The sequence below is a fragment of the Pseudomonas sp. MF09150 genome (assembly GCF_059862355.1).
The window spans coordinates 1,008,357-1,028,201 of sequence record NZ_JCBCUS010000001.1 but is presented as its reverse complement, the minus strand read 5'-3'; the positions used below and the strand labels follow the sequence as shown (position 1 = coordinate 1,028,201).

General features: G+C 62.9%; 23 protein-coding genes. 8 read left to right on the top strand and 15 right to left on the bottom strand.

Going from position 1 to position 19,845, the window contains the following annotated elements; genetic code table 11:
* Nucleotide 1: 1 nt before the first annotated feature.
* The gene (locus tag AC19YX_RS04180) at nucleotides 2-547 is read right to left on the bottom strand and encodes an adenylyltransferase/cytidyltransferase family protein (RefSeq protein ID WP_078472551.1); all 546 of its coding nucleotides are present in this window, start codon (nucleotides 545-547) and stop codon (nucleotides 2-4) included.
* Nucleotides 548-738: 191 nt separating this feature from the next.
* On the opposite strand from AC19YX_RS04180, the gene AC19YX_RS04175 reads away from it, so the two are divergent.
* From AC19YX_RS04175 to nadE, 3 genes are read left to right on the top strand one after another with little or no spacing between them, the layout of a single operon-like run.
* A complete protein-coding gene (locus tag AC19YX_RS04175) occupies nucleotides 739-1,386 on the top strand; it encodes a nicotinamidase (protein ID WP_500605720.1) in 648 nt (215 codons plus the stop codon).
* A gap of 9 nt (nucleotides 1,387-1,395) precedes the next feature.
* A complete protein-coding gene (pncB, locus tag AC19YX_RS04170; RefSeq protein WP_500605719.1) occupies nucleotides 1,396-2,613 on the top strand; it encodes a nicotinate phosphoribosyltransferase in 1,218 nt (405 codons plus the stop codon).
* Nucleotides 2,614-2,625: 12 nt separating this feature from the next.
* Nucleotides 2,626-3,462 (top strand): NAD(+) synthase, encoded by an 837-nt coding sequence (nadE, locus tag AC19YX_RS04165; protein ID WP_500605718.1) that lies wholly within the window; start codon nucleotides 2,626-2,628, stop codon nucleotides 3,460-3,462.
* A 127-nt stretch (nucleotides 3,463-3,589) separates the two neighbouring features.
* On the opposite strand, the gene AC19YX_RS04160 is transcribed toward nadE, so the two are convergent.
* From AC19YX_RS04160 to AC19YX_RS04120, 9 genes are all read right to left on the bottom strand, one after another.
* A complete protein-coding gene (locus tag AC19YX_RS04160; RefSeq protein WP_078472548.1) occupies nucleotides 3,590-3,883 on the bottom strand; it encodes a hypothetical protein in 294 nt (97 codons plus the stop codon).
* A gap of 29 nt (nucleotides 3,884-3,912) precedes the next feature.
* Nucleotides 3,913-4,377 carry a hypothetical protein gene (locus AC19YX_RS04155; RefSeq protein ID WP_078472547.1) on the bottom strand — a complete coding sequence of 155 codons (465 nt, stop codon included), beginning with the start codon at nucleotides 4,375-4,377 and terminating at the stop codon, nucleotides 3,913-3,915.
* On the bottom strand, nucleotides 4,374-4,760 hold the full coding sequence (locus AC19YX_RS04150) for a GFA family protein (protein WP_078472546.1): 387 nt from the start codon (nucleotides 4,758-4,760) through the stop codon (nucleotides 4,374-4,376). Before AC19YX_RS04150 ends, AC19YX_RS04155 begins: the two co-directional genes overlap by 4 nt.
* Nucleotides 4,757-5,740, bottom strand: a complete 984-nt coding sequence (locus tag AC19YX_RS04145) for a DUF2628 domain-containing protein (RefSeq protein ID WP_238596198.1) — start codon at nucleotides 5,738-5,740, stop codon at nucleotides 4,757-4,759. Before AC19YX_RS04145 ends, AC19YX_RS04150 begins: the two co-directional genes overlap by 4 nt.
* Before the next feature lie 8 nt (nucleotides 5,741-5,748).
* Nucleotides 5,749-6,753, bottom strand: a complete 1,005-nt coding sequence (locus AC19YX_RS04140; RefSeq protein WP_201130541.1) for a DUF2628 domain-containing protein — start codon at nucleotides 6,751-6,753, stop codon at nucleotides 5,749-5,751.
* A 180-nt stretch (nucleotides 6,754-6,933) separates the two neighbouring features.
* Entirely contained in the window at nucleotides 6,934-8,244 is a 1,311-nt protein-coding gene (locus tag AC19YX_RS04135) for an NAD(P)/FAD-dependent oxidoreductase (RefSeq protein ID WP_078472543.1), read from the bottom strand.
* A 145-nt stretch (nucleotides 8,245-8,389) separates the two neighbouring features.
* Nucleotides 8,390-8,572: a hypothetical protein gene (locus AC19YX_RS04130; protein ID WP_078472542.1), complete on the bottom strand. Its 183-nt coding sequence runs from the start codon at nucleotides 8,570-8,572 to the stop codon at nucleotides 8,390-8,392.
* A gap of 130 nt (nucleotides 8,573-8,702) precedes the next feature.
* The gene (locus tag AC19YX_RS04125) at nucleotides 8,703-9,362 is read right to left on the bottom strand and encodes a methyltransferase family protein (protein ID WP_500605717.1); all 660 of its coding nucleotides are present in this window, start codon (nucleotides 9,360-9,362) and stop codon (nucleotides 8,703-8,705) included.
* A gap of 77 nt (nucleotides 9,363-9,439) precedes the next feature.
* A complete protein-coding gene (locus AC19YX_RS04120; protein ID WP_421547171.1) occupies nucleotides 9,440-10,339 on the bottom strand; it encodes a LysR family transcriptional regulator in 900 nt (299 codons plus the stop codon).
* Nucleotides 10,340-10,501: 162 nt separating this feature from the next.
* Between AC19YX_RS04120 and AC19YX_RS04115 the strand changes: the two genes are divergently transcribed.
* Complete coding sequence (locus tag AC19YX_RS04115; RefSeq protein ID WP_020298808.1) at nucleotides 10,502-11,146, top strand: hydrolase; 645 nt, start codon at nucleotides 10,502-10,504, stop codon at nucleotides 11,144-11,146.
* A gap of 71 nt (nucleotides 11,147-11,217) precedes the next feature.
* A complete protein-coding gene (locus tag AC19YX_RS04110; protein ID WP_500605716.1) occupies nucleotides 11,218-11,796 on the top strand; it encodes an antibiotic biosynthesis monooxygenase in 579 nt (192 codons plus the stop codon).
* 72 nt (nucleotides 11,797-11,868) lie between these two features.
* On the opposite strand, the gene alr is transcribed toward AC19YX_RS04110, so the two are convergent.
* A complete protein-coding gene (gene alr, locus AC19YX_RS04105) occupies nucleotides 11,869-13,107 on the bottom strand; it encodes an alanine racemase (protein WP_500605715.1) in 1,239 nt (412 codons plus the stop codon).
* 282 nt (nucleotides 13,108-13,389) lie between these two features.
* Complete coding sequence (locus tag AC19YX_RS04100) at nucleotides 13,390-13,719, bottom strand: hypothetical protein (protein WP_020298805.1); 330 nt, start codon at nucleotides 13,717-13,719, stop codon at nucleotides 13,390-13,392.
* Between the two features lie 570 nt (nucleotides 13,720-14,289).
* Between AC19YX_RS04100 and AC19YX_RS04095 the strand changes: the two genes are divergently transcribed.
* Nucleotides 14,290-16,650 carry a DNA polymerase II gene (locus AC19YX_RS04095; RefSeq protein ID WP_500605714.1) on the top strand — a complete coding sequence of 787 codons (2,361 nt, stop codon included), beginning with the start codon at nucleotides 14,290-14,292 and terminating at the stop codon, nucleotides 16,648-16,650.
* A gap of 3 nt (nucleotides 16,651-16,653) precedes the next feature.
* On the opposite strand, the gene AC19YX_RS04090 is transcribed toward AC19YX_RS04095, so the two are convergent.
* The 3 genes from AC19YX_RS04090 to AC19YX_RS04080 all read right to left on the bottom strand — a co-directional run bounded on the left by AC19YX_RS04090 (nucleotide 16,654) and on the right by AC19YX_RS04080 (nucleotide 18,142).
* Entirely contained in the window at nucleotides 16,654-16,983 is a 330-nt protein-coding gene (locus tag AC19YX_RS04090; RefSeq protein WP_500605713.1) for a DHCW motif cupin fold protein, read from the bottom strand.
* 37 nt (nucleotides 16,984-17,020) lie between these two features.
* Entirely contained in the window at nucleotides 17,021-17,317 is a 297-nt protein-coding gene (locus AC19YX_RS04085; protein ID WP_201130549.1) for a hypothetical protein, read from the bottom strand.
* 87 nt (nucleotides 17,318-17,404) lie between these two features.
* The gene (locus tag AC19YX_RS04080; RefSeq protein ID WP_201130550.1) at nucleotides 17,405-18,142 is read right to left on the bottom strand and encodes a glycine-rich domain-containing protein; all 738 of its coding nucleotides are present in this window, start codon (nucleotides 18,140-18,142) and stop codon (nucleotides 17,405-17,407) included.
* Between the two features lie 185 nt (nucleotides 18,143-18,327).
* Between AC19YX_RS04080 and AC19YX_RS04075 the strand changes: the two genes are divergently transcribed.
* Together AC19YX_RS04075 and AC19YX_RS04070 are read left to right on the top strand one after the other, a co-directional pair.
* Nucleotides 18,328-18,852 (top strand): sigma-70 family RNA polymerase sigma factor, encoded by a 525-nt coding sequence (locus tag AC19YX_RS04075; RefSeq protein WP_342032571.1) that lies wholly within the window; start codon nucleotides 18,328-18,330, stop codon nucleotides 18,850-18,852.
* Entirely contained in the window at nucleotides 18,849-19,826 is a 978-nt protein-coding gene (locus tag AC19YX_RS04070) for a FecR domain-containing protein (RefSeq protein WP_500605712.1), read from the top strand. The genes AC19YX_RS04075 and AC19YX_RS04070 overlap by 4 nt, the downstream gene beginning before the upstream one ends.
* Nucleotides 19,827-19,845 lie beyond the last annotated feature (19 nt).

Here is a 19,845-nt window from a genome sequence, read left to right as displayed (position 1 = left end):
GTCAGTTCCCGTGGGCGGCGTAGAGGCCGTAGTTTAGCGGATCCATGCCCGGTGCCATCCAGTGGCTGGGCAAGCTTTCACCCTGGGCCAGGCGTTCACGCATGGCGGTGCTGCGTACGCCGATCTGTTCCTCGACGCAGAGCACGGAAAACCGCTGCAGCAATTCGGCGCCGCGGTAGAAGCTGGGCAACAGGGCCTGCACGTCTTCGCCCACCACCAGCGCGATCTGCTTGTCGGGGATGTCGAGGCCGGCGGCCAGGCGATCGAGCAGGGTGTAACTGTAGATCGCGCCTTCAACGTCGCGCGCCAGCTGTTGCTCGATGCGGCTCACCCTGACCTCGGCAGCACAACGGCTTTGCACATGGGCCACGATGGCTTGCAGCCAATTCATGCGCAGCTCGAAATCGGCCATGCGCTTGCCATAAGGATGGCGGAAGCTGGGCGCCACCAGCACCCGGCGTGCCTGATGCGAGGCTTGGACCATGACTTGGGCATGGCCGGCATGGGGCGGATTGAACGCACCGCCATAAAGGGCTATCTCGTACATCGTGGGCTCTCCCTTTTGGTACATGACGTGTACCTTAGCATCGAATTTTGCAAAGGGATATGCCTCAGGTTGCCCCATGTATTGGATAATCAATACTCGGTTGTGAGCGGCATGAAAAATAGTTGGCGCGAACTGTTGATATGAAAGTACATGACGTGTACCTTATGTTCCATGCAGAGGAGAGACCCGCCATGAACGCTTCAACCCTGAAAACCGCTTCCTTCGATGTCGATGCACAAAAGAGCTTCACCCCGCTGTGCCCTGACGAGCTGCCGGTAGCCGGTGGCGATCGCATCGGTGGCGAACTGAACTTCATGGCGAGCCTGGCCGGCCTGCGGGTCGGCAGCAAGGATGCCCACAGCCCGCAAGCACCGTGGGTCGTGGCCGAGCACTCGCAGATGCTCCAGCCCACTGGCCTGGAACATGCCGACATTACCTGGGTCAGCCACTGCGTTCCCGGCACCGAGGGGTTCACCCTGCTGGATGAGCTGCCGACGCCCTATGACTACGACTACTTCGTGTGGAAGGGCGTGGAACCCGACCTGCACCCCTACGGCGCCTGCTACCACGACCTGCACGGCAAGCTGTCCACCGGGGTCATCGAGTACCTGCGCAGCCAGGGTGTGGCCCAGGTGATAGTCGGCGGCCTGGCCCTGGACTTCTGCGTCAAGACCACCGCCCTGCAACTGGCCGCCGCCGGGTTCAAGGTGATCATCCACTTGCCGGCCTGTCGCGCCATCAGCGAGCCGGGCGCCGAACAGGCCATTCGTGACATGCAGCAAGCGGGTATCTCGATGGGCGAGACCCGTGAACAGACCGCCAAACTGGCAAGCGCATAAGGAACCACCATGGAAAGTGCATTCGATCGCAGCAACGGCGTCATCCAGAGCCTGCTGGACACTGATTACTACACCTTCACCATGATGCAGGCAGTGTTGCACCAGCACCCCAATGTCGAAGTCGAGTACCTGTTTATCGTGCGCTCCAAGGAGCGGCTCGGGCACTTGATCCCGGAGATCCGCGAAGAGCTGGAAAAGCTCGCCGGCCTGCAGATGCGCGAAGGTGAGCAACGCTTTCTGTTCAACAAGCGCTTTCGCGAGTACCTGACGCCGGACTTCGAACAGTTCCTCGGTCTGTTTCGCTTCAACCTGCGCTATATCCATGTCTCGGAGGTCGACGGCCAGCTGAATATCCGGGTTCGCGGGCCGATGCTGCACTGCGTCATGTTCGAGCAGCCGGTGTTGGCGATGGTCAGCGAGTTGCGCAACCGGGACAAATACCCGGATGTGGAGCTGGCCGATGTCACCCGCAAGCTGTACCAGAAATTCGAATGGCTGGAAAAAAACGCCAGCCGCGAAGAACTCGCCGAGTTGCGGGTTTCGGATTTCTCGACCCGTCGGCGCCTGTCGTTCCGGGCCCAGCGCGAAGTAGTCAATGTAATGCGCAGCGACTTCCCCGGGGTGTTCGTCGGCACCAGCAACGCGCACCTGGCCTATGAGTTCGACCTGCCGTTGATTGGCACCATGGCTCACCAATGGCTGATGGTGCACCAGCAACTGGGCCGCTTGCGGGAGAGCCAGAATGCGGCGCTGGAGAACTGGGTGCACGAGTACCGCGGCCGCTTGGGGATTGCCTTGACCGACTGCATCAGCACCGACTTTTTCCTCAAGGATTTCGACCTGTACTTTGCCAAGCTGTACGACGGTTTGCGCCAGGATTCGGGAGACCCCATCGTCTGGGCCGACAAAGTGCTGGGGCGCTATGCAGAGCTGGGTATCGACGCCAGGACCAAGGACCTGATGTTCTCCGACGGCCTGAACTTCGAGAAATGCCTGCCGATCCTGCGTCACGTGCGGGGCAAGGCCCGGTTCGGTTTTGGCATGGGCACCAGCCTGGCCTGCGACGTCGATGGCGTCGAGCCGCTGAGCATCGTGATGAAGCTGGTGAGGGTACACGGCGAGCCGGTGGTGAAGTTCTCCGATGACCCGATCAAGAACGTCTGTGAGGACGTGTCGTTCCTGCGCTATGCGGCGCAGGTGTTCAACGTCGATCTGAATAATCAGTAACGGGAGCTGGATATGAGCACGCAATTGCAAGACAGGATTGCCCTGGAGCTGGGCATTGATCGGCAACTGGTGGCGGGCGGCGAGCAGGGGGAAATCAGCCGCCGGGTCGAGTTTATCAAGTCGGTGTTGCGCGGCTCCGGCTGCAAGGCGCTGGTGCTGGGCATCAGCGGCGGGGTGGACTCGCTGACCGCCGGGCGCCTGTGCCAACTGGCGGTGGAGCAGCTGCGTGGGGAGGGCGCCGAGGCTCGGTTTATCGCGGTGCGCCTGCCGTACAAGACCCAGGCCGATGAGCGCGATGCCCAGGCGTCCCTGGACTTTATCCAGCCGGACCTGATCACCACCAGCAACATTGCGGCCTGTGTCGATGGGCTGATGGCGAGCATTCAGATCGAGGGCTTGCGGCCCAGTGCCGAGCTGACGGATTTCGCCAAGGGCAACGTCAAGGCCCGGGCACGGATGCTGGCGCAGTACGCCATCGCCAACTTCAGCCAGGGCCTGGTGGTGGGGACTGACCATGGGGCGGAGGCGTTGATGGGGTTCTTCACCAAGTTCGGGGACGGTGCCTGTGACCTGGCGCCGCTGTCCGGCCTGACCAAGACCCAGGTCCGGTTGCTGGCCGATGCACTCGGCGCGCCTACGCAACTGGTGCGCAAGGCGCCGACCGCCGACCTCGAGGAACTGGCCCCCGGCAAACTCGATGAGCAGGCCTACGGCTGCACTTACGAGGAGATCGATGCCTACCTGATGGGACGCCCGGTGACCGAACCAAGCCGCACCCTCATCGAAACCGCCTACCGCAACACCGCCCACAAACGCGAACTGCCACGCACGCCGAACAGCGGTTTGTAGCGGCTGCCGAAGGCTCGGGCCGCGTTCGGACGCTGGCCCTCACCAACACCGCCTCATGTACCTGACACCCCACGGCGTCCTCGAGGGCCAGCGCCGCCTCGCGCTGCTCGGCAGCGGCTACGCAACGCTACAGGGTGTCGGGTTTTTGGGCGGCGAGGTCGGTGCGGATCTGCTCGGCCAGTTGGCGGCAGTCGCGGGTGCCCAGGAGGCGATCGATGCCTTCGATTCTTTCCAGTGCTTGTTCGATATCAAAGGCCCGGCCTTCGAGTACATCCAGTGCGTTGTTGTGCAGGGCATACGCCAGGTTGGCGGCGAGGCTGACCCCCAGGTCGCCGTCGGTGCAGGCGCCGAACTTGTGCGACAGCTGCTGGCGCATGTGGTACAGCGCCAGGGCGAAGAGGCGTTCTTGGGGTGTGCTCATGTCAGGCTCCGGCGATCAAAAGGTGTGTTTCAGTCCGGCCATTTGCGCAGGGCGGCGCGGCAGTCGTCGGTCAGGGCGGGCAGGTGTTCGGCCAGCTCCGGCCAGCCCATCTGCTCGAGCGCTTCGCTGGCCATTTCGCGCAACGGCGCCCATTGCGGGTCTTCGAAGCCATTGCTCTCGAGGGTGCCGTAGGCGGCCGGGCTCAAGGCTTCGCAGGCGCTCAATAACCTGCGCAGCAGCAGGCACAACTGCGGTTGCAGGTGCGCGGGAAAGCGTTGCACAAAGGTGTCGAGGTATTCGAGGAAGTGCGACCACAGGTTGCATTCGGCGCAACAGCCGATGTCTTGCTGCTGGGCGTTGGCATCGCTGCTCAAAAACACCAGGGTCGGCGCCAGTTCACCCACCAGAATGATTTTTCGCCACTCGTCCTGGCCGTACCAGGTCCAGATCAGCGAGGCGATTTTTTCTGCGGATTCCAGGCCGGTTTCGCTCATGGCCTGTCCCCGACATGCCACCAGGTAGGGCGCTCATCGCTGTAGGAATGAGCCGTGGGCATCAGCGCCGGGTGCTGGTTGTCATCGAAACAGCCCAGCAGCAGGGCGATGGTCGGCGCATCGTCGATCGCACCCAGGGAACTGCCGCAGCTCGCGCAGAAAGCCCGGCTCGAGTAGTCCGATGACCTGAAGGTGGAGGGCGCGCCGCCCGGGCCGGTCCAGCTTACCCGCTCAAGGGGGAACTCGACCCAGGATGCGGTCAGCGAACCGGTGTGCCGTTGGCAGTATTTGCAGGAGCAGGTGTGCGGGTTCTCGGCAGGCCCCCGGGCCTGGAATCGGATGCGTCCACACAGGCAACCGCCGTGGTAAGTCGATGCGCTCATTGCGAATTTCCTTCGGGGTTGTGGACGGGCGCGTGCCACTGGGCTTCTTCGATCTTGCGTTTATAGGCGACCTTGGCCTCATCCGGGTTGCAGGAGACGATGCTGTCGACTTCGACGAACCCCTTGCGCCGCACCTGCATTTTTCGGCACAGGTTGCCACACGCGCCAAAGATGACGGCGATGCTGAGCATGCCGAGGGCAAACCAGTGGCTGTCAGGGTCAGCTATCACCGCGAACAGGGCCACCCCCAGCACCATCAGGGCAATGCAGGCGAGACCGTAGAGACCGACGAAAAACAACCAGAACACGCCAAACAGGCACGCCGCGAAGTTGATGCCGTCGCCAATCGCTTCCAGTTGGCCCTGGGGGTTTTGATAGACACGGTGGAGGCGCTTGTATCGAGCCTCGAGCATGCTGTTGAGGCGTTTTTCACGCGCGGCGACCAGCCCTTTCTCCTTGGCTGAAAGATCGCTGTCGTCGGTGATTTCCTGGAAGGTTTCCCGCAGCAGGTAGTAGCCGGTGTCGTACCAGCTCCGGCCGGTGATAAACACCGCATCGACCCGATAGCGGCGGTTGAGTTTCAACTGCTCGTCGCCATGGAAGAAACTCGCGGCCGAGGTCTCCATATGCAGGTGGTGGGGGCCGAAGTTGTATTTGAAAATGGGCCTGCCGCCTAGACGTGCGAGCTGCCAGTCAAAATAACCCTCCAGTTGTTGCACCTCGAGGCCGCTGACATCAGGCGCTGGCCGCTCCTGGGCTTCGGCCCGCTTGACCAGGTACCAGGCGCCGGCCAGGGCGCAGAGAAATGCGATGAGGATGACCTTGGCAAACAGTGGCCCGTCCATCAGCGATAAAAGGATCAGGCAGGGGATCAGGACGATGGTCGACACCACCCCGACTTCCCCCACATCAGTGTAATTGTTGCGCAGCAATTGCTTGTTGATGCGCTCGATGGTTGCCGCGTCCAGGGTTCGGGTCACGGGGCTGCTCATTGAGTGCAAGCCTCGGGCTTTTGTGGGCTCCCTTCGGGAGTGAGGTCGGTCACGTGCCACTGGGCTTCTTCGATCTTGCGTTTATAGGCGACCTTGGCCTGATCCGGGTTGCAGGACAGCACGCTGTCGACCTCGACAAAGCCTTTGTCTCGGGCCTGTTTTTCTCGCCACAGGTTGCCACACGCGCCAAAGACTGCGGCGATGATAAACAGGCAGAGGGTTAACCAGTGGTAGTTGTCGTCAGCCCACGCGGCGAACAGGGCCAGGCCCAGTGCCGCGAGGGCTATCCAGGTGGCTCTGTCGACGCGTGCGGAGAACGACCACAACACGCCGAGAAAAAACGCCGCGAAGTTGAAACCTTCGCCTATGGCTTCCAATTCGCCCTGAGGGTTTTGGTAGATACGGTAGAGGCGCTTGTATTGGGCTTCGAGTTGTTGGTTGATGCGCGTTTCACGCTCGGCGACCTGTGCTTTCTGTTCGGCTGAAAGGTCGCTGTCGTCGGTGATTTCCTGAAAGGTTTCCCGCAGCAGGTAGTAGCCGCTTTCGTAGGCGACCGGTTCAGTGAGATACAGCGCATCGACCCGGTAGCGGCGGTTGAGTTTCAACTGGTCATCGCCGCTGAAAAAACTCCCGGGCAAGGTCAGCAAGTGCAGGGTGTAGTTGCCGAAGCTGTACTTGTAATCGAGGCCCGTGCTGGTACGGACCCTCTGGCGGTCAAAGTAACCCTCCAGTTGTTGCACCTCGATGCCGCTGACATCACTGGCTGGCCGCTGTTGATTGTTCGTGCGCTTGACCAGGCACCAGGCGACGGCCAGGAAACAGATAAAGCCACCCAGGATTACCTTGGCAAACAGCGGTCCGTCGAGCAGGTAAATACCGAACAGGCAGGGGGGCAGGTAAAAGATCAAGTTGAACCAGGCGCCCAGCGCGTCACCCCTTCTGGTCCGCATCAGGTGCTGATTGATGCGCTCGATGGTTGCCTGGTCCAGGGTTCGGGTCACGGGGGAGCTCGCTTGGCACCGGCCAGTGGCGGGTGCAGGTTGAAGGGTGCGCCTGAACCTCCCGTCAGTGGGGGCGATCCATGCCTTTGACGGGGCGCAGCCTACTGAAAAACAGGGCGAGTCATCAAGCAGCGTCTGCGATCCCGGCTTGATGACTCCGGCCCTGGGTGCAGCGCGCCGTCAGCGCAGGCGTTCGAGCATCTGGTAGTACCACATGCCGGCGGCCAGCATCGGGTTGCCCAACTGGTCGCCGAAGGGCACGCGGATGTGGCGGCAGGCGGCGAAGGTGTCGTAGTGCTCCAATTGCCCGGTGATCGCCTGGGCCATGATCTCGCCCATTATGTGGCTGGTGGCGATGCCGTGCCCGGAGTAGCCCTGGCAGTACCAGACGTTGTCCGAGAGCTTGCCCAGTTGCGGGATGCGGTTGATCACGATGCCCATGGCGCAGCTCCACTGGAAATCGATGCCCACGCCCTTGAGCGCCGGGAAGGTGCGCTCGATGCAGGGTCGCAGTTCGCCGGCGATGTCCCGCGAGTCCTTGCCGCTGTAGTTGGCGCCGCCGCCGAACAGCAGGCGCCCGTCGGCGGTCATGCGGTAGTAGTCGAGGACGAAGCGGCAGTCGTACACCGCCAGGTCCTCGGGGTTCAGGCGTTGCGCCAGGTCGCCCAGGGGCTCGGTGGTGACGATGCCGCCCATGGCGGGGAAGATCTTGCCCTTGAGCTGGCCCGGCTCCAGTTTGTGGTAGACGTCGCCGGCCAGCAGCACCTGCTTGGCGTCGATCCGACCCTGTGCGGTAATCACTGCCGGCTGGGCACCGTGGATGATCTCCAGCACCGGGCTGTGTTCGAAAATCAGCGCCCCCAGGCTGTGGGCTGCGCGCGCCTCGCCCAGGCACAGGTTCAGCGGGTGCAGGTGCATGTTGCGGGTGTTCTTCAGTGCGCCGTGGTACAGCTCGCTGCCAAGCAGGCTGCGCACTTGCTCGCGGTCCAGCAGGCTGACCTGGTCACCCAGGCCGCGGCGTACGGCTTCCTCGTGATCGGCCCGCAGCTCGGGCAGGTGGCTGGGCTTGTAGGCCGCGTGCAGGTGACCGTGCTTGAGGTCGCAGGCGATGGCGTATTTGTCCACCCGCTGCTGGATGATCTGGTGCCCGCGCCAGCGCAGGTGCCAGATGAAATCGTCGACCTCGGCACCGAGTTTGGCGCGCATCTGTTTGCGCATCGCCTGGTCGCCCGAAAGGCTGCCGGTGACCTGGCCGCCGTTGCGTCCGCTGGCGCCCCAGCCGATCCGGTGGCTTTCGACGATGGCGACCTTCAGGCCTTTTTCCGCCAGCTCCACGGCGCTGGCGACTCCGGTGAAACCGCCGCCGATGATGACGACATCCACCGCGACCTGGCCTTGCAGGGTGGGGTAGGCGGTGGGGTCATTCAGGGTGGCGCTGTAGTAGGACGGGCAACGCTGGCTGGCGGCCAGCGGGTTCTGGATAGCAGTCATGGGTGATCCTCGGCAATACAGGGAATCGACCGGTGCCCAGGGCAGCCGGCCGCCGAATCAGGCCTGAGGCGCTATCCGCGACAATCGGCGTCGACCGTGACCAATGAGTAACGGGAGTTGCCAGACAGGAGGCGCGGGAGGGCGATCAGGCGTGTTGCGGATGATCCGGAGGGCGCGAGGAATGACGCAGGCGGGAACGGCACAGGGCCATGGGCAGGTTGACCAGCAGGCGACTCTTGATGCCAAGCCCGACGCCCACGCTGCGACCACTGGGCTGGGCCAGTTGCACGAAGGTTTGCGGTGCGTCTCGCAGGGGGCAGGGCTGCATCAGCCGAGGCGTCTCGTGGTCGGTTCAGGTCGGGGAATGCTGAACACAGGCACACTGTTTTACCGGGGCCGGGCCGTGCTGCCAAGGGGGAGATGGTGAAATATCCGGCTTGCCGGTGCGCCGGGTGCGTTCAATAGACCCACGGAATCAGGCGCCAGGTGTGGGCGCAATAAGCGTTGTAGCGCTTGCCGAAGGTCTGGCGCAGCAGTGCCTCTTCGGCATGGATACGGGCCACCAGGGGCACCAGCATCAGCGCGGTCAGCAGCAGGCCGAGGCTGGAGCGAAACGCCAAGGCCCAGCCGATGGAGTTGATCAGCAACCCGAGGTAACTGGGGTTGCGCAGGGTGGCGTAGAGGCCGGTGGTCACCAATTGGTGCCCGGGCTGGATCGCCACCAGGCCGCTGAAACGCTTGTCCAGCACAAACACCGGCCACAGCCGCAGAACGCCACCGGCGACGAACAGCACCACGCCTACCCAGCGCACATCGCCCTCATTGAATGTCCACAGGTGCAGCCGGTCGCTGTAGGCGGGAACGAACGCCTGCAGCAGGCCGATCACGGCAAAGGCGGGCAGCACCCAGCGGTTGCCGGTGTCTTCGCGTTCGCCGGAGCTGAGGTTGCCCTCGCTGAAAAACGTCGCGCCGGTCATCGCCAGGGTGGCCAGCACCAACACCCACAACGCCGGGTGGGCGAAGAATGCAGCAAACCCGCCCCTGCCAATGATCGCCAACCCCAGGTAAAGCAGGGTGCCGAGTACAGTGAAAACAGCCAGCCTGGGGGAGATTTTCATCACGGCGCTCCTGTTTCGCGAGGGCTACTTGTTCAGTGTAGGAGGCCGTTCGCTGCCGATCGGAATTTCATCGCCGGTCAGGGCACCGGCTGTTTTTCCGCGAGCTGCTCCACCAGGAAATCAATAAAGGCCCGGGTCTTTTGCGGCACCCGGCGCGCCGAAGGGTAGACCGCGTTGATGGTGATCGGCGGTGCCTGCCATTCGCACAGCACGGGCACCAGGCGTCCGGCGGCCAGGGCGTCCTCGACGATAAAGTTGGGCAACAGTGCAATGCCCATCCCGGCCTCGGCGGCCTGGGCCAGCAGGTCGCCGTTATTGGCGTGCAGCGGGCCGGTCACGGTCACGCGCTGGGTGTCCTTGCCGTTGCTCAGTTGCAGGCTGACTCCGCTTTGCAGGTAGCCATAGTTCAGGCACTGGTGCTGGCTGAGGTCGCGGGGCACCTGGGGGACGCCGGCGCGGGCCAGGTAGGCCGGCGCGGCGACCATGATCCTCGGCGCCGGCGCCAGCAGCCGGGCAACCATCGAAGAGTCCGGCAGGCTGGCGATGCGGATGGTCACATCGAAGCCGCCGCGTACCGGGTCCACCTGTTGGTCGCTGAGCACCAGTTGCAGTTCGATGTTCGGGTGCAATTGATGGAACAGCGGCACCAGGCGCCCGAGCCGGCGCAAGCCAAAGGACATTGGCGCGTTGACCCGCAGCACGCCGCGCAATTCGCCGATGCCGTCGCGGGCACGCTGCTCGGCTTCATCCAGCGAGGCCAGGACTTCGCGTGCCGCGTCGTAGTACTCGGCGCCGGCTTCAGTCAGGTGCAGGCTGCGGGTGGTGCGCTGCAACAACTGCACGCCGATGGCGTCTTCCAGCGCCTGGATCTGCTTGCTGACTTTCGAGCGCGGCACGTCCATCGCCCGGGCCGCAGCGGCAAAGCCGTTTTCACCGACGGTGACGACAAAGGCGCGCATGCATTCGATGCGGTCCATGATTGTCCCTTATTTAGAATCAATGATTCTCGATTTTGTAGGATTGTCCCTTTTTTGTCGAGCGCCTAAATTAGCCACCAAGCCGGCAGCAAACAGTCTTCCACGAAGCACGCCGCGGCTCACTCATCGAACCGAACACACCGACATCAAAAGGAACGCGCCATGTCCATTCGTGAATTGCTCAACCCGTCCAACTCCACCTTGATCCTGATTGACCACCAGCCGCAGATGTCCTTCGGCGTGCAATCGATCGATCGCCAGACCCTGAAGAACAACACCGTGGCCCTGGCCAAGGCGGCGAAGATCTTCAACGTGCCGACCATCCTGACCTCGGTGGAAACCCAGAGCTTCAGCGGCTACATCTGGCCGGAACTGCTGGCGGTGTTCCCGGACCAGCAGCCCATCGAGCGCACCTCGATGAACTCCTGGGAAGACAAGGCGCTGGTCGAGGCGGTAAAAGCCACCGGGCGCAAGAAACTGATCATGGCCGCGCTGTGGACCGAGGTCTGCCTGAACTTCCCGGCCCTGGAAGCCCTGGCCGAAGGCTATGAGGTGTACATCGTCACCGACGCTTCCGGCGGTACCACCAAGGAAGCCCACGACATGTCGGTGCAGCGCATGATTCAGGCCGGCGCGGTGCCGGTGACCTGGCAGCAAGTGTTGCTCGAATACCAGCGTGACTGGGCGCACAAAGAAACCTACGACGCGGTCATGGGCCTAGTGCTGGAACACAGCGGCGCCTACGGCATGGGCGTGGACTACGCCTACACCATGGTCCACGGCGCGCCGCAGCGTCAGGTCAAGTAAGGCCAGGCCGCGATGGGCGCCCGGGTGGCGCCCGAACGCGTGTGCAGTGTCACCTACCGCTGGAGCCTTTCATGGATATCGAACTTGCCGATGGCGTGGTCACGCTGCTGGTGCGGCACCGGATCAAGCAGGGCCGCGACCAGGAGTACGAAACCTGGTTGCGCCAGATCATCGCCAAGGCCCGCACCTACCCGGGCCACCTGGGCATTGATGTGGTGCGCGGACACCACGCCGGGCTGGCGCTGTTCACCAGTGTGCTGCGCTTTGCCAGCACCGGGCAGTTGCAGCAATGGCTGGATTCCGACGATCGCCGCGACCTGGTGCAGCAGGCCCGGCCGTTGCTGGCCGATGGCGACCAGACTGAGATCAACGCCGAACGCGAGTTCTGGTTCACTCCGCCTGAATCCGGTGCGCCGACTCCGCCACCGCGCTGGAAGCAGGCCTGTGTCACCTTCCTGGTGATCCTGCCGCTGACCTTCCTTGTGCCGCTGCTGTGGAAACCGCTGTTCGCCGGGTGGCCGTGGCTGGGTGGTTATGTCCAGGCCAATGTGCTGATCACCCTGAGCATCGTGCTGTTGGTGGTGTATGTGTTCATGCCCCGCGTGACCCGCTTATTCAGCCAATGGCTGCAAGCGCGGGCCGTGGGCTGATGGTGCCCCAGCACGCCCTCGCAGCCCCTGCGGGTCAAGGTACTGTGCAGGGGGCGCGAGGGTGCACTTTGCCTAGCGTCCTTTCAGCACTTTCGGGTTGGAGTTGCCCCAGACCGTGTACAGGTCGGCCAGCAGGGCGCCGTTGATGGTCTCCAATTCGCCCTGGGTGATTTCCTCATCACCCTGCTTGCCATACAGCACCACTTCGTCGCCGGGCCGGACGCCCTTGATGGCACTGACATCGACCATCAGGGTATTCATGGTGACCTTGCCGATCACCGGCGCGCGTTGGCCATGGATCAGCACCGAGGCCTTGTTGGAAAAACCTCGGCGGTAGCCGTCCGAATAACCGACCGGGATGTTGGCGATCTGCGAGTCCTTGCTCAGGGTGTAGGTCCGGTCGTAGCTGATGGTGCTGCCGGCCGGGTAGGGGTTGACCGCCGCCACCCGCGACTTGAACTGCATGACCCGCTGGAACTCCTGGTGGCCACCCACCGGGTAGCCGTACAGCGCGGCGCCCGGGCGCACCATGTCGAGCCAGCCTTCGGGCACTTCAAGGGTGGTGAAGGTATTGGCGCAATGCAGGGTCAGGCGGCTGCGGTCCAGTTGGGCGTGCTCGATCAACCAGGCCGACTGCTCCTTGAACAGCGCCAGGCCATGCAGCACATCCTCTCGTTCCTCGACCGGGAAGTGGGTCATGATCCCCACCACCTGGAGCCGGTCCAGCCGGGTCATGGCCACGGCCTGGCGCTTACCCTCGACCGTGCTCATTTCCAGGCCGTTGCGGCTCATGCCGGCCGAGTTCAGGGCCAGGTGCACCGACAGTTTTGTCCCGTGCCGATTGGCCAGGGCGTTCATTTGCCGCGCCACCTCCAGGTTGCCCACCAGTTCTTCGAGGTTGTAGCTCAGGGCGCCTTCCATCTCTTCCAGGGTGGCGCTGCGCAGGCGCATCAGGCGCCCGGTAAAACCCTGGGCCCGCGCGACCCTGGCTTCTTCGTTGCTGGCGATACCGATGCAGGACACCCCCATGCGGATCGCCGAGGGAATCAATAACCCGATGCCGGTGCCATAGGCGTCGGCTTTCATCACTGCGCACAGCTGGCTGCGGCCGGCGAGACGCTGCTGGAGTTTGGCAATGTTGCCTTCGAAGGCGGCCTGGTCGATCTCCAGCCAACTGTTGGCCGGGTTCGCATGGGTGGCGGAGGGCGCGAGCTGTGGGCTGGGGTCCAACAGCGGGGCGGCGTTCAAGGTGCCGCACGCGGTGGCCAGGGTCATGGCGAGGGCCAGGGTATTGAGGGAAAAACGTTGCATGGCGAGCTTTCCATTCTGTGGGGAAATGAGCCCTATGCGTTGGCAGGCAAGGTCGTGACCAAGTCCATCAGGCACCGAGCGAACAGCCCGGGAATTTTTCAGCAAAGCCGAGGTGGGTTTATGTGGTGTTGGGCGGTGGAGGCAGCGGATAACGCTGTTGATGGCGGGGTGACGACTGCAACTTCGATACGTGCTTAAAAACAATCAAGCCATTAAAAAAGGGGCCACTCATTTGCCGAGCGGCCCCTTTCATATCAGCCTGGAAAGGCTCGATAGTTGTACTTAACAGAAACGATCGATAACCCGAACTTCCGACTTGTTCTGCAGCGATTGCCATTCAGTCTTCAGGGTTTCAAGTACCTGCCCGATGAAGTCTTTGTCTGCTGCAGCTTTCTTGCCGACATAACCCTGGCCGCGACGGTACATCTTCAGGCGGGCCGCCAGGTCCTGTTGGTGCTGGTCGAACTCTTGTTCATGGGTGTGGGGCGACAGGCAGTCGATATGCACCTGACCTGACTTGGCTATCCACAGAATATGGCTGTCCAGGCTGTCCTTCTGCTTAGCAAAGAGGTGAGCCAGTTCATCAATAGTGGGTTGGTTGTTCAGATTCATTTTATAAGCCCCTTGACCATTTATCGATCTATCTAGTTGAGTCGCTAATTCATGTTGCTACGTCGGTAAGTTGAACCCTGATACCGGAAACAGGGCGACAGAGGGTGTCTGTCGGATACAGATAAGGCCCAGAGCCTGATGCGTGTAGTTGCCTTGATTAACTGCTACGCAATAGCGTCACAACGAGGAGAAGCAGCGCAAACCTGGATGAAGCTGCCGATATTTCCGCCATCGGCCACAAGCATCTTGAAGAGTTCTCGCTAGCGTCTCGTCCTTGTACTGGACGTTCATGCCAGGTCAGTTTCATCAATCTGCCTTGTGGGCAGTACACATCCGGGTCACAGCTCGGCGGTCAGACGAGCTTGCTCATAACACCTTTGCCGCGTCTCCCGATCGGGGAGACGTCTGCATCATGCAAGGGCAAATTCCCCTCGTCAACGGTTTTGTAGTGAAAATTTTAGAGCACTACATATTGTCCGACAAAGCTGGAATGCCATCACCGGCGCGGGCTATCGCAGGCGATGACAGGTAGAATCGCGCCCTTGAAAACGTCTTCTCGAGGTTGCAGCGGTGGATTTACAGCAGGGCTTCGTCCTGACCCGGCACTGGCGTGACACGCCGGCAGGCACGCAAGTCGAATTCTGGTTGGCGACCGACAACGGTCCCCGACAGATCCGCCTGCCCGTGCAGAATTCCGTGGCGTTCATTGCCGCGCAGCAGCGTGAGCAGGCCCAGCGCCTGCTGGTCGATGACCCCGATGTCGAGTTGCGCCCCCTGGAGCTGTGCGACTTCCAGCACCGTCCGGTGCTCGGCCTGTATTGCCCGCAGCACAATCAGTTGATTCGTCTCGACAAGACCCTGCGGCGTGCCGGTGTCGATGTGTTCGAGGCCGATATCCGTCCGCCGGAGCGCTACCTGATGGAGCGTTTCATTACGGCGCCGGTATGGTTCGGCGGCCAGGCGGACGCCAATGGCCTGTTGCTCGAGGCGCAGATGAAACCCGCCCCGCAATACCGGCCGACGCTGAAGCTGGTGTCCCTGGACATCGAGACCAGCGAGCAGGGCGAGCTGTATTCCATCGCCCTCGAAGGCTGTGGCCAGCGCCAGGTGTACATGCTCGGGCGTGCCACGGACAGCGACAGCGCTGTGGACTTCGACCTTGAGTTTTGCGACAACCGCGTGCAATTGCTCGAGCGGCTCAACCAGTGGCTGGCCCGGCACGACCCGGACGCGATCATCGGCTGGAACCTGGTGCAGTTCGACCTGCGGGTGCTGCACGAACATGCCCGGCGCCTGGCGGTGCCGCTGCGCCTGGGGCGTGGGGGCGAGGAGATGCAATGGCGCGAGCACGGTACGCGCACCCATTACTTCGCTTCGGCGGCGGGGCGCCTGATCATCGATGGGATCGAGGCCCTGCGCTCGGCCACCTGGAGTTTTCCGTCCTTCAGCTTGGAGAACGTGGCCCAGACCCTGCTGGGTGAGGGCAAGGCGATTTCCACGCCCTACCAGCGCATGGATGAAATCAACCGCATGTTCGCCGAGGACAAACCGGCCCTGGCCCGCTACAACCTCAAGGACTGCGAGTTGGTGACGCGGATTTTCGCCAAGACCGAGCTGCTGACTTTTCTCCTGGAGCGCGCCACCGTTACCGGTTTGCCCGCCGACCGCAATGGCGGCTCGGTCGCCGCCTTTACCCACCTGTACATGCCGCTGATGCACCGCCAGGGATTTGTTGCGCCGAACCTGGGTGAGCGCCCGCCGGAGGCCAGCCCCGGCGGCTTTGTCATGGACTCGCGGCCGGGGCTTTACGAGTCGGTGCTGGTGCTGGACTACAAGAGCCTGTACCCATCGATCATCCGCAGTTTCCTGATCGACCCGGTGGGCCTGGTGGACGGCTTGCGCCACCCCGGGGACAACGAGTCGGTGCCGGGTTTTCGCGGCGCGCGGTTCTCCCGTTCAAGGCATTGCCTACCGGCTATCGTCACCCGGGTTTCCGAAGGCCGCGAGCAGGCCAAGCGCGAGCACAACCAGCCGTTGTCCCAGGCGCTGAAAATCATCATGAACGCCTTCTACGGCGTGCTCGGCTCCAGTGGTTGCCGGTTTTTCGATCCGCGGCTGGCGTCTTCGATCACCTTGCGCGGCCACGAAATCATGCGCCGCACCCGCGAACTGATCGAGGCCCAGGGCCACACCGTGATCTACGGCGACACCGACTCGACCTTTGTCTGGCTCGGTCACGCCCATGCCGAGGAGGACGCGACGCGCATAGGCCGCGGCCTGGTGCAGCAGGTCAACCAGTGGTGGTGCGATCACCTGCGTGAGGAGTACGGGCTGGAGAGTGCCCTGGAGTTGCAGTTCGAAACCCACTTCAGTCGCTTTCTGATGCCGACCATCCGTGGGGCCGAGGAGGGCAGCAAGAAGCGCTACGCCGGCCTGGTGCTGCACGCCGACGGTCGCGAGGAGATGGTGTACAAGGGCCTGGAAACCGTGCGCACCGATTGGTCGCCCCTGGCTCAGGATTTCCAGAAGGAGCTCTACCAGCGGATCTTCCAACGCCAGCCGTACCAGGATTATGTGCGCGACTATGTGCGGCGTACCCTGGCCGGCGAGCTGGATCAGCAGTTGGTCTATCGCAAGCGCCTGCGCCGCCGGCTCGACGACTACGAACGCAACGTCCCGCCCCATGTGCGGGCCGCGCGCCTGGCGGATGAATACAACGACCTGCACGGCCGTCCACGGCAGTACCAGAATGGCGGTTCGATCAGCTACGTGATCACCCTGGCCGGCCCCGAGCCCCTGGAGAATCGCCAGGCCGCCATCGATTACGACCACTACGTGACCCGGCAATTGCAGCCGGTGGCGGATGCGATCCTGCCCTTTGTGCAGGATGATTTCAGCACCCTGATCGGCGGGCAGTTGGGGTTGTTCTAGGCCTCAGTCGACCACGAACAGCTTGGCGCCGACCGCGGTGAACGAGCGATGGGGTTCGGCGTTGTCGGCCACCTGGTAGCTCATGCCCGGGCTGAGTACAAACTGCCGGCCGTCCTCCAGTTCAGTGTGCAACTCGCCCTCCAGGCAAAACAGGATATGGCCCTTGGAGCACCAGTGATCGGCAAGGTAACCCGCGCTGTACTCGATCATGCGCACCCGGATCGCACCAAACTGCCGGGTGCGCCAGTAGGCGCAGCCGGTCTCGCCGGGGTGCTCGGTGGGCTCGATATGGGACCAGTCGGTGGTGCCAAAAGGGATGCCAGCAATATCCATCGATCACTCATCTGTTCAGGTGTGGAGGGGAAAGGGGTCAGTCATCGACCGAGGTGCAGATGCCATTGGCGCCGTGCTTGCCGGTGTAGCTCACGATCACCGAGTCATCGTCGGAGAGGCTGATGGAAATCGTCACGTCCGCCGCCTTGGCTTCAAAAAAACGCTCGTTGACGGTACGGGTCTTGGCTTCCTTGCCATTGATCAACACCGGCCCGCCCTGGTCGGCGCTGACCGCCAGATTGCCCGGGCAGTCGACGTTGAATGCGGGAACGCCTTCGGCATGGGCACCACCGGCTACAAGCAACAGGGTGACGAGGGAAAGGATTTTTTTCATCGCAAGACTCCTTGGGCGCAGATGGATTCTCAAAGCGTAGCGCGTGCCATGTCGGGTGTTCGTTCATCAAACTGCAGCGGCCATTGCTCAATCACCGCCGCCGCCCCCGCAACCGCCCCCTCCGCAACCACCGCTGTCGCCTCCGCCATCACTGCTGCCGGAGTCACCATCGAATCGGGAGTCGTCACTGCCGAAGCTGGAGCCGGAATCGCTGTCGCTGCTGACGCTGTACAGCTCGCTGCCGCAATGGACAATCGTGGTCTGGGCGCCGCTCTCGGTCACGCGCTGCAGCGACTGGCAATCGACCACGTAGTGAAAGCCGTTGGCGATTTTCAGCTTGGCATCGAGGGCGAACAACAACGGCAGGCGCGTGGCCTTGCTCGGGTTGATGTTCTCGTCGTGGCAGGCGAACCACCAACAGCGGCGCAAACCGATGTCACTTTTTTTCTCGGCGCCCTGGCCCAGTACCGCCGCCGGCGTGTGATGCAGGAATTGGCCGAAGGCCTTGTCGCAGAATTCCTGGTAGTCCCGGGTGTGGAGGATGAACTCATGCCACAGATCGTCGACCACCTGGGACGGCATCGACACATAGCGCTGGCCGCTCTTGAGGTAGGCCATGAAGAACTGGCGCAAGCCCTGGGCCACCAGCTGGCAGTGCTTGAGGTCCAGGTGCGGGTGCTGCGCGCGCAGCGGTTCGAACAACCTGGGCGGCAAGGTGAAACTGCGGATATAGGCTTCGCGGCGCAGCGCAGTCAGGGCTTTCTGGCGCCGCCAAAGCATCGCCAGCAGCACCAGTCCAAGGACAGCAGGGAGAATAAACGGCATGCAGGCGATCCATCAGCCAAAAAAGTGCGCTGACAGTGGCGCAACTGGCGGGATTGTTCAAGAGGTCGGGCCCTGTGCATGGGCAGCATCGGTGCACACATGCCTTGAGTCCGCAGCGGCGAGTGCCTATGATTGCGATCAATTCTTATCCGCATTTTCGCGCTTGCCATGAGCTGAGGGTTCCAGTGCCGCCATCTTCCCCCGGCCCGCTTAGGTTGCATCAGGACATCGGCCGTCTTTACCACGATCATCACGGCTGGCTGTTCGCCTGGCTGCGCCGCCGCTTGCGCGACACCGACAACGCCGCGGACATGGCCCAGGACACTTTTCTCTACGTGCTCGGCAAACCCGACCGGGTCGCGGAACTGCGTCAGCCCAGAGCCTGGCTCAGCAGTATTGCCCAGGGCTTGATGGTTGATCGATTCCGGCGGCAGAAGATCGAGCGCGCCTACCTCACTGCCATCGCCTTGCTCCCCGAGCCCGAGCATCCGTCGCCTGAAGAGCGCCTGATCCTGCTGGAAACCCTGACCCAGATCGACGCGTTGCTCGACGGCCTGAGCCCCAAAGTGCGTACCGCCTTCCTGCTCTCGCGCCTTGAAGGCCTGGGGTATCGGGAGATCGCCGAGCGCCTGGGGGTGAGTCAAAGTTCGGTGGAGAAATACATGGCCACTGCGATCCGACATTGCTATCTGGCTCGGGGCCTGATGTGAGCGGATTGCCACGGGACGATATTCCCGAAGCGGTGCTCGACCAGGCGATCCAATGGCTGGTGCGCCTGCAATCCGGTGCGGCCGACCCGGCCATGCACGCTGCTTGCGAACAGTGGCGGCGTGCGCAACCCAGTCACGAAAATGCCTGGCAAGCCTTGCAAGTCAACGAGCAGCGCTTTCGGGTTGCCGCGCAACTGACTGCTGGGCTGGCGCGTGACACCCTGGCCAACGCGGCGGCGAGCCACAGCCGCCGCCAGGCCTTGAAGCTGTTGGGACTGGGGATCTGCGCCAGCGGGCTGGGGGCTGTGGCGATCCAGCAGACCTGGCGCGGGGCCAGCGCCGACTACGTCACCCGTACCGGCGAGCGCCAGCGTTTTCAACTGGTCGACGGCACGCTGCTGCAACTCAATACCCATAGCCGCGCCGACGCTGAGTTCAGTGCCGAGCGGCGTCTGATTACCCTGCGCGAAGGCGAGATATTCATCCGGACCGGCGCCGACACCGACGGGCTCCAGGGGCGTCGGCCGTTCTACGTTCAGACTGCAGAGGCGCGTCTGGAGGCGATCGGTACCGCGTTCAACGTGCGCCAGGAGCCCGGATGCACGCGCTTGAGCGTGGAGGAGGGCACAGTGGCGGTGCAGCTGGCCAGTGGCCGGGGGCCGCTGATCACGGCTGGCAACGAGTGCCTGATCCGTGCGGGCAGGGTCGAGCAGGTCCAGGTCAGCGTGTTGCAGGCCAGTGCCTGGACTCGAGGTGCGGTGGTGGCGCGGCAGATGCGCCTGCAGCAGTTGGTCGAGGAGTTGGGGCGCTATCGCACGGGGTGGTTGCTGTGTGATGGGGCGGTGGCCGATTTGCGCATTTCCGGGGTGTTCCAGCTTGAGGACATCGACCGCGCCCTGGCCGGGTTGAGCCAGTCGCTGCCGGTGCGTATCGAGCGCCGGACCCGCTATTGGGTGCGCATTGTTGCGGCTTGAGCGGACGCGACAGAGGCAG